General features: G+C 51.8%; 3 protein-coding genes. 1 reads left to right on the forward strand and 2 read right to left on the reverse strand.

Going from position 1 to position 4,148, the window contains the following annotated elements; all coding sequences use genetic code 11:
* On the reverse strand, window positions 1-1,451 hold a 1,451-nt coding region (gene trpD / locus Q0614_RS00585; RefSeq protein WP_298785772.1), incomplete at its 3' end, for an anthranilate phosphoribosyltransferase.
* Window positions 1,452-1,637: 186 nt separating this feature from the next.
* Complete coding sequence (locus tag Q0614_RS00590) at window positions 1,638-3,323, reverse strand: anthranilate synthase component I family protein (protein ID WP_298785774.1); 1,686 nt, start codon at window positions 3,321-3,323, stop codon at window positions 1,638-1,640.
* A 128-nt stretch (window positions 3,324-3,451) separates the two neighbouring features.
* Between Q0614_RS00590 and yaaA the strand changes: the two genes are divergently transcribed.
* Window positions 3,452-4,148 (forward strand): peroxide stress protein YaaA (gene yaaA / locus Q0614_RS00595; RefSeq protein WP_298785776.1); only part of this gene is annotated, 697 nt, incomplete at its 3' end.

Here is a 4,148-nt window from a genome sequence, read left to right on the forward strand (position 1 = left end):
AGCTCGCCTTTTAAAATTTGCTTTAAAATCTCGGCATTAGCCTCGCCGTCGCCGCCTTCTATATCGCCGTGAAATGCGCGTTTAAAGCCGAACTGCTCGGGATTTACGCGGTATTCTAAAATTTTGCCATCCTTGACCTCGTGGATTAGCGTTTCGTCGCACAGACTGATCTCGTCCATGCCGTCCATGCCGTGCACCACCAGAGCGTGCTTGCGCCCCAAAATCATCAGCGTTTCGGCGATGAGCCCGTTTACTTCCTCTAGATAATTGCCCACGATCTGATTGCTTAGGCTTAAATTCGGGTTTAGCAGCGGCCCCATTATATTAAAGACGGTGCCGATTTTTAGGCGGTTGCGAACCTCTTTGACCTCGGCAGTGATTTTGTGAAAAAACGGCGCGTGAAAAAACGCCAGCCCGGTGCGATCTAGCAGCGCTCTAATCTGCGCCAGATCGCTAAGTAGCGGCACGCCCAAAGCATCGAGCGCATCGGAGCTGCCCGATCTGCTGGTGATCGCGCGGTTGCCGTGCTTGGCGACGCGCACGCCGAAGCTTGCCGCGATAAACGCCACGGTCGTGGAGATATTGATCGTCTTTAGCCTATCGCCGCCCGTACCTACGATGTCAAACATCGGGCTCGGATCGTCGTAGGTGATCGAGTATTTTAATATACTGCGCACGAGCGCCGTAAGGCTGCTTGGGTAGAGCGATTTTTCGCTGATCAGCACGAGCAGCCCCGCAAGCTGCACGATGTCGTAATCCTGCTCGTAAAGCGCCTTGCAAATGACCGCATAATCGTCGCTATCTAGAGGGAAGCCCTTTTGTAGCTTCAACATAAACGGGGCGAAATTTACCACGAGTTTCTCCTTTAAAATTATCTTTTTGCCGTAATTGATGAAATTTTCGATGATCTTTTTGCCGTATTGGGTAAAAAAGCTCTCGGGATGAAATTGTATGCCGAAAACCGGCTTACTTCGGTGCTTCATCGCCATTATAACGCCGTCATTTTCGCTCTTTGCTAAAATTTCAAACTCGCGCGGCAGCGTAGCTTCGTCCACATAAAGCGAGTGGTAGCGCATCACTTCAAATTTATGCGGCAGCCCGCTAAAAAGCACGCCGTCATTGAAAATTTCGATCGACGAGCTCTTGCCGTGTAGCGGCACCTCCAGCTGCTTTATCTCCGCGCCTGCCGCATATCCGATCGCCTGATGCCCAAGGCACACGCCCAAAATCGGCACGTCCAAATCCGCGCGCAAAATATCCAGGCAAACGCCGCTATCTTTTGGGTGATTTGGCCCGGGGCTTAGGATTATGTGCGACGGGGCAAGCTCGCGCACCTGCTGCAGCGTTATCTCATCGTTGCGGAAGTAGCGCACCTCCTCGTCGCTTAGCTCCAAAATGTATTGATAAATATTAAAAACGAAGCTGTCGTAATTATCTATCATTAAAATCAAAATTTTATCCTTTTTTAGGGCGTTTGCGCCTCTTTAAAATTCTAAATAGTTTAAATTTAACCGCTTTGCGGCGCCGAATGAAGCTAGCCGTAAATTTTAACGCTCTCGCAGCAAACACGCTTTAAATTTAGCCGAATCAAACTCGCGTCGAAAAGCGGCGCGTCTGGCTAGCTAAATTTAAAGCGTCTAAACTTCCTCGCATAGCTCCTCGATCGCCTTGAGCGGGCTTTTGCGCTTTTTGCAGATCTCCGCGTATTCGCTCTTTGGCGAGCTGTCGTAAACGATACCTGCGCCCGCTCCAATAAATACGAGATTGTTTAGCCCTTCGCAGCCGAAATTCTCCGCGCTAAATTTAGCGGCCTCAAACCGCATCGCGCGGCTAAAGCTCGGCTTGCTCTCTAAATTTAACGCCCCGCCGCCTGCGCGAGCTTTTAAATTTAATGTCGCCTCGCACCCGCCTGCGCGAGCCGGTAAATTTTGCGCCTCGCCGCCGCCCTTTTGCACTGCGAAATCGCAAAGCTCCGCCATCTCGGACTTCCCCTCGCCGCAAGCAGAGTTTAAATTTAAGTTGGAATTTCGCTTAGAGTTCTCGTCCGAGCAGGAATTTTGCGCGTCGCGATTTACGAAGATTGCCGAGCGTATCAAGATCGCCTGCATAACGTCGCCGCTAAAGCGCCAAAATCCGATTCCGCCGCCGTATATGCCGCGCTCGTAGCGCTCCAGCTCGTTTATGATCTGCATCGCGCGGATCTTCGGGCTGCCGCTTAGCGTGCCCGCAGGAAAGATCGTGCTAAGCACCTCAAACGCGCTTACCCCGCGCGGCTTGCTGCCGTAGACCTCGCTTACGATGTGCATCACGCTTTCGTAGCGCACGACGCGCATCGCGTTTTGCACCCGCACCGAGGCGGGTGCGGCGAATTTGCCGATGTCGTTGCGAGCTAGATCAATGAGCATCCGATGCTCCGCAAGCTCCTTTTCGTCGCTTAAAAGCTCACGCTCGAGCGCCGCGTCGGCCTCGGCATTCGTGCCTCTGCTGCGGGTGCCCGCAATGGGAGCTACGAAAATTTCGTCCTTTTTGATCTCCATGATCAGCTCGGGGCTGGAGCCCGCGACGCAGCCGTACGGCGTCGGGAAGTGAAACATATATGGACTTGGATTGTTCTTTTTGAGTCGCTCGTAAAACTCCAGGCTGCCCAGATTCGTGCCGACTTCTAAAATTTCGCCCAGCACGACCTGAAACACGTCGCCGCTTTTTATCTTTTCTTTTGCGGCCTCGACCATCGCGCTAAAATGCGACTCCTCTGCACCCAGATCGGTTAAAATTTTAAATTTAAGCTCTTTTTTCTGCGGCGCGGGTTTCGCTGCGCTTTGCGATTTTGAGCCTCTTTTTATCGCAGCATCCGTTCTTGCGGCACTCTGCGGCGCACCTTCCGCTTCGGCGGAGCTTTGCTGCGAAGCCTGCGGGCTAAGCCCGCGCAGGCTTTCGTAAATTTGGGCATCTTTGCCGTAAAAATCGTAAATTTTGCTGATTTTATCGTAGTGCAGGTAGTTTGCGGCATCGGCATAAAAAAACGGCGGGAAGTCATACAGCGCCTGCTTCGGCGCGCCGATATTTTCAAACGCGCGCACGATGTCGTAGCCCAAAACGCCGAAAAGCCCGGCAAAGTTTGCGTTTTTAAACTCGCTTGCGCCTTCTTTTGCGCTTTTTACCTCATCAAATTTAAGCCTCAAAGCCTCAAAACTCATCTTAAATCCATCGAAATAATCGCAATCTATGCCGATTATGACCTGCCTGTCGTCCTCTGCGAGGTAGCTTTGCGGATGCGTCTTTAAAATTTCGCGGTAGTAAAACAGCGGCTCTTCTAAAAGCATTTTCGTCCTTGGAATTTTTAGCGCCATTATACGCTGCTTAGCTTAAATTTGAGCGGGCGGTGCGAGCTTAAGCGGGCTTGAATACAAGCAAAATTTTAGTAAAATGAGCGAAATTTTAAGGAGAGCGTATGAAAATTTTATTTTCCCCAAGCGAGATGAAAAGCGAGCTGGGCGGCGACACGCGCATTTGCGAGCGAAATTTCATCTTTGCAGATCTTTACGAAAAGCGCCTGCAGATGCTGCGCGCTTACGCGGATTTTGTGGATAAAGCAAACGAGGCGGAGCTTTGCAAGCTTTTCGGGCTGAAAAAATGGGATGCGGCCCTGCGCGAAAATATCTTTGAAAAAGGCTGCGCGAAGGCGCTTTTGCGCTACACGGGCACCGCGTATCGCACTTTAGGCTACGCGTCGCTAAGTGCTGCGGCACAGGAGTTTGCGGAGCGAAATACGATAATTTTTTCAAACCTTTTCGGGCCCGTGCTGGGCGGCGACGCGCTGCCGAACTACAAGCTCAAGCAGGGCGAAAAATTAGACGGCATAGACGCGGCGAAATTTTATCGCGACAGCTTCTCCGCCGCGCTGGATCGCTATCTGGCAGATGAGTACGTCGTGGATCTGCGCGCGGGATTTTACGAAAAATTTTATGAGATGAAGCGCGAATATTTGAGTTTTAGTTTCATCAAAGGCGGCAAGGTGCTGAGCCACTACGCCAAAGCCTGGCGCGGCAAGGTGCTACGCGAAATAGCTATTGCCCGTGCCTGCAGCGAGGCGGAGGTGCTCGCGCTACGCTTGGGTGGCGCTTCCGTGCTCGAGATCAAACAGATCG

The organism is uncultured Campylobacter sp., assembly GCF_937997595.1.
In the GTDB taxonomy this organism is placed as follows: domain Bacteria; phylum Campylobacterota; class Campylobacteria; order Campylobacterales; family Campylobacteraceae; genus Campylobacter_B.